The organism is Clostridioides sp. GD02404 (genome assembly GCF_045898275.1).
Classification (GTDB): Bacteria; Bacillota; Clostridia; order Peptostreptococcales; family Peptostreptococcaceae; genus Clostridioides; species Clostridioides difficile_A.
Genome location: NZ_JBJOCA010000057.1, coordinates 1 through 5358, shown reverse-complemented (window position 1 = coordinate 5358; position 5358 = coordinate 1). Strand labels below are relative to the sequence as shown.

At 27.7% G+C, this 5358-nt stretch carries 3 protein-coding genes; 1 reads left to right on the top strand and 2 read right to left on the bottom strand.

Annotated elements, in window-relative coordinates; all coding sequences use genetic code 11:
• Nucleotides 1–699: 699 nt before the first annotated feature.
• Together nrdG and Q3287_RS19275 are read right to left on the bottom strand one after the other, a co-directional pair.
• Nucleotides 700–1239 carry an anaerobic ribonucleoside-triphosphate reductase activating protein gene (gene nrdG, locus Q3287_RS19280; protein WP_054268693.1) on the bottom strand — a complete coding sequence of 180 codons (540 nt, stop codon included), beginning with the start codon at nt 1237–1239 and terminating at the stop codon, nt 700–702.
• A gap of 21 nt (nt 1240–1260) precedes the next feature.
• Entirely contained in the window at nt 1261–3612 is a 2352-nt protein-coding gene (locus Q3287_RS19275; RefSeq protein ID WP_054275574.1) for an anaerobic ribonucleoside triphosphate reductase, read from the bottom strand.
• Nucleotides 3613–3984: 372 nt separating this feature from the next.
• Here Q3287_RS19275 and Q3287_RS19270 point away from each other — a divergent pair, with 372 nt between their 5' ends.
• On the top strand, nt 3985–5169 hold the full coding sequence (locus Q3287_RS19270) for a pyridoxal phosphate-dependent aminotransferase (RefSeq protein WP_407964668.1): 1185 nt from the start codon (nt 3985–3987) through the stop codon (nt 5167–5169).
• The last annotated feature ends 189 nt before the right edge of the window (nt 5170–5358 follow it).

Genomic DNA, 5358 nt, shown 5'->3' with positions numbered 1-5358 from the left:
GCTTTATCTGTTTGCCCTTTTCTTGAGGACAAGTATTACTATACCAACTTTTCCTTTTAGAGTCAATAACTTTTTTCACATTTTTTACTTTCAAGTATCTCATTTATTTACATATGGTTATATTATCCACATTATAAACAACTGATTCATATTGTTTTAACTTATTATATTAAATATTATCCACATTATAAACATATTTATCCACAAATTACAAAATTTAATATTTTTTATACAAATATATGTATTATATGTAATTAGACTTATTTACTTAATTGATTTATACTATAAAATTTGTTTATAAGAAAGATACAAACCAAGAAATATTATTAAAAATACTCATTTTAAAGATTTTCTATTTTTTAAAATGCTTAATACCAATCTTGATGACACTAGGTAAATTACTTTCTGAGCTCCTTGTCAACATTTAATCATTTATTTGAATTCTTCTCTTATAGTAACTAAAGATTTTTGCATAACAACTAAACATTCTAGTTTCTTAGCAAAGAATCCATAAATTAATACTTGTATATCCTTTAGAAACTATCTATTAGAATCATCCAGCTTATAAAAGAGTTAAATAAAATACACGATAAGCATTTTTATTTAACAATTACATCATATATGATGCAAATAAACAAAATTACATAAAGATAGACGGAGATAAATACATTATTATATTTACTTCCGTCTATTTATATTTTATTCCGCTATGGATAAATCATCTTTCATATATTGTTCAACTAAAAATACTTTTTTATATTTCAAACTTTTTTGAACATCAATTATTCTTTGATTTGATGAACCTCTGAACTTTAAACTTATATCTTTTTTCTCAGCCATAAACTTTCCATCTACTAAAATATCAATTTGTTTTAGTAAATTTAAATTTTTAAAATATCTACTATTTTTTTTATCTAATAACTGCTCAAATGTGAATCCAGTATATGACCATACATCCAGTCCATTTCTTTTAGCTTCTTTTGCTACTTCTTCTAATGGTTCTGGCTGTAAAAATGGTTCTCCTCCTGATAATGTAATACCTTTTTGTAACTTTAATGATTTTATCTTATTTATAATTTCTTCTGTATCCATGTAAAATCCCCCACATAAATCATGTGTCTGAGGATTATGGCATTCTTTGCAATTATGGATACATCCTTGAGTCCATATTACCATCCTTAATCCTGGTCCATCAACTATACTGTCATGGCTTATAGTAGATGACATTCTTATTTTCATAACTTATTCCTCCAAATAAAACTATCTATGCTTTACTCTATCTCTTACTTCAGCTTTTTTTGCATTATTAAATCTGTCAACTGTACCAACTAAGTAACCTGTTATTCTTCTTATTCTTTCAAATTTGATATCACTTTCATCTTCATTTCTTCCACATACAGGACATATGTTACTTCCTATTACACCTGAAAAGCCACATATTGGATCTCTATCTACAGGATGATTTATGCTTCCATATCCTATACCTAAGTCTTTCATAGCTTTTATAACTGTTTCAAAAGCTTCTAGATTATCTGATGGATCTCCATCTAATTCCACATATGTTATATGACCTGCATTCGTCAGTTCATGATATGGAGCTTCTATCTCAATTTTGTCATATGCACTTATATTATAATAAACTGGTACATGGAATGAATTAGTGTAATATTCTTTGTCTGTTATACCTTTAATCTCTCCATATACTTTTTTATCTATTTTAGTAAATCTACCTGAAAGACCTTCTGCTGGTGTACCCATTAAAGAGAAGTTTAATTTATATTTATCTGTGGCTTCATCCATTTTAGCTCTCATATGTGACACTATTCTTAATCCTAATTCTTGAGCTTCTTTGCTTTCTCCGTGATGTTTACCCATAAGAGCAATAAGACATTCTGCTAAACCTATGAATCCAATTGTCAATGTTCCTTGCTTTATTACTTCTTTTAGTGTATCTTCTGGTCCTAAATCATCAGAACCTTTCCATACACCTTGACCCATCAAGAATGGGAAATTCTTCATTTTTTTATTTCCTTGAACCTCAAGACGTTCTAATAATTGCTCTATAATTAAGTCTATCTTTTCATCTAATTCTTCAAAAAAACTATCTAAATTAGCTTTCTCACCATTTACAATTCCATGCTTTATACCCAATCTTGGTAAATTAACTGTAGTAAAAGATATATTTCCCCTACCACTAACTGTTTCTGAACCACATACATTACTAAGTACTCTTGTTCTACAACCCATATATGTGGCTTCTGTATCTGGTTCACCTTTTCTGTAATATTTAGCATTAAAAGGCGCATCTAAGAAACTAAAATTAGGAAATAGTCTTTTAGCTGATACTCTACATGATAATTTAAATAAATCATAATTAGGGTCTTCAGGATTTAAATTTACTCCTTCTTTAACCTTAAATATTAAAATTGGAAAAATTGGTGTTTCTCCATTACCTAGTCCTCTTTCTTGAGATAGTAAAAGATTCTTAGTTACCATCCTTCCTTCTTCAGAAATATCTGTTCCAAAGTTCACACTTGAAAATGGAACCTGTGCACCTGCTCTAGAATGCATTGTATTTAAATTGTGTATAAATGCTTCCATAGATTGGTATGTTTTTTTATCAGTTTCTCTATATGATTCTTCAAATGCAAAGTTCTGCATGTTATTTGCAAGTTCTTCATCAATATCAAAAGTCTCTATCAATTTCTTTTTTTCTGAGTTTATATATAATTCCTCTCTTTTAAGACCAACCTTTTTATTTGTTTCTTTTTCTGTATTATATACTATGTTCTTTATTGCATCATTATTTTCAATTCCTTTAAATAATTTCAATGCTTTAGCTAAGTTTCCTATGTAGAATTTCTTAAAGGTCTTATATACACCTTCAGCCAATCCATAATCAAAAAATGGTATACTTTGACCTCCATGTTGGTCATTTTGATTACTTTGTATAGCGATTGCAGCTAATGCTCCATAACTTATTATATCTTGTGGTTCTCTTAAAAAACCATGTCCTGTTGAAAATCCACCATTAAATAGTTTTTTAACATCTATCTGGCAACAAGTTAATGTACCCATATTTAAAAAGTCCATATCATGTATGTGTATATCTCCATTCTCATGGGCAAAAGAATGTTCTGGCTTTAATATATGAGTCTTACAAAATTCTTTAGATACAGTGCTTCCATATTGTAGCATAGTCCCCATAGCTGTATTACCATTAATGTTTGCATTTTCTCTTTTTATGTCTGCATCTTCTGCATCCTCAAAAGTAATCTCCTCTATTGCCTTCATCAGTCTTGTTTTTGAATTTCTTATTCTACTTCTTTCAGTTCTATATATTATGTATTCCTCACTAGTTTTTGCATGACCAGTTTCTATAAGAATCTTAACTACTGAGTCTTGAATATCCTCAACACTTGGAACTGTTTCTGAATATTTATGATTTAAAAATCTTATTACTTCCTGAGTTAATTGCTCAGATAATTTATAATCAGGTACTATTCCTTCCCTTTCTGCAACATTTGTCGCTGCTAAAAATATAGCTCTTGTTATTCTATCTTCATTAAATGGGATTACTCTTCCATCTCTTTTTTTCACGAATTCAACCAATTAAAAAAACCTCCTATTACTATATATTGTATTTTATTAATCTACATACCACTATATGTAGTATATTAAGTCTAAAAAAATCCCCTTCAACTAAGTTAAAGGGATTATCTTAATAATTTCTATATTAAGATTACCAAATTTGTACATAATAGTCAAACTTACGCAAGTCATTGCAAATACTATCTAGATATTTTGAACAGTAGCGTTTCTAACAACTCTGAGAGTCAAAAATTTTTTCTCTTTTTTTTACACTAATTTTAGGCAAAAAACGTATAATTTCATGTACATTAATGTATATATCTACAAATTTCCTTATGTAAATTCTTTAAAACTGTCGTATAATATAAATAATAATTTAAAAGGAGGCATTTTATGTTATCAAAAAGACTAAACTTTATAACTCCATCCTACACAATAGGTATTAGTTCAAAAGTTAAAGAAATGGAAAACAACGGAATTAAAGTAATAAATCTTAGTATAGGAGAACCTGATTTCAACGTACCTAATAATGCAAAAGCTTATGGTATTGACTCTTTAAATAAAGATTGTACTAAATATGATTTAGTTCCAGGGTTAAAAATACTTAGAGAGGAAATTTGTAAAAAACTTATTGATGAAAATAATTGTAAATATTCAATAGATGAAATAGTTATATCAAGTGGAGCAAAAAACTCTATAACGAATACTTTGCTAGCTTTAACAGATGAGGGAGATGAAGTATTATTGCCAAAACCTTATTGGGTTAGTTATCCTGAAATGGTTAAATTAGTAAATGCTGTACCAGTTTTCATCGATACTAAAAAAGAAAATGGATTCAAGTTAACAAAAGATGAGCTTAAAAAATCTATAACAAATAAAACAAAAATTCTTGTAATAAATAATCCTTCAAATCCTACTGGTAGCATTTATACAAAAGATGAATTAATAGAAATTGTAGATGTATGTATAGAAAATAAAATATATATTTTAGCAGATGAAATATATGAAAAAATATGCTATGATGGGGAATTTACATCAATTGCCTCATTAAGTGAAGAAGCTAAAGATATAACAATAACTGTAAATGGTTTTTCTAAATCTGCTGCAATGACTGGATTAAGATTGGGATATACAGCATCTAATAAAACCATTGCTAAAGCAATGAGTTCTATACAGGGACATCTTATATCTCATCCAAGTTTAACAGCACAATACATAGCATATGGAGCCTTAAAAGATTGCTCAGCTGATATAGATAATATGGTTAAGACATATAAGTCTAGAAGAGACTTAATTACATCAAAATTAGACTCTATCGAAAATGTAGGATATGTAAATCCAAATGGCGCATTTTATGCATTTATAGACCTCTCTAAAGTATCTGAGAGATTTAAGTATAAAGATAGCTTTTCTATAGAATTTTGTAATCAATTTTTAGAAGAATATAAGGTTGCAGTTGTTCCTGGAATAGCATTTGGTATGGATAAATATATTCGTATATCTTATGCTTGCAGTGAAAATACGTTCTTATCTGGATTAGATAAACTAAAAGAGTTTGTATATAAAATAATGGCATAATAACAATTTAAATTAAATGATGGTTAATATCCCAAATGAGTATATAAGATTTTTATTTACTAACTCAACTAAAATATTAGATAAAAAACAAAAGAGCTACTGATTTAAAAATCAGTAGCTTTATTTTTTAATTAAAATATTAAATTAAGTAAAATATTGAATTAAAGTGCTAAGTTAATTTATTATAAT

What these genes read in the sequence shown, in the direction of transcription:
- nrdG (WP_054268693.1), bottom strand. Translation starts at nt 1,239, where the DNA reads ATGAAAATAAGAATGTCATCTACTATAAGCCATGACAGTATAGTTGAT.
- Q3287_RS19270 (WP_407964668.1), top strand. Translation starts at nt 3,985, where the DNA reads ATGTTATCAAAAAGACTAAACTTTATAACTCCATCCTACACAATAGGT.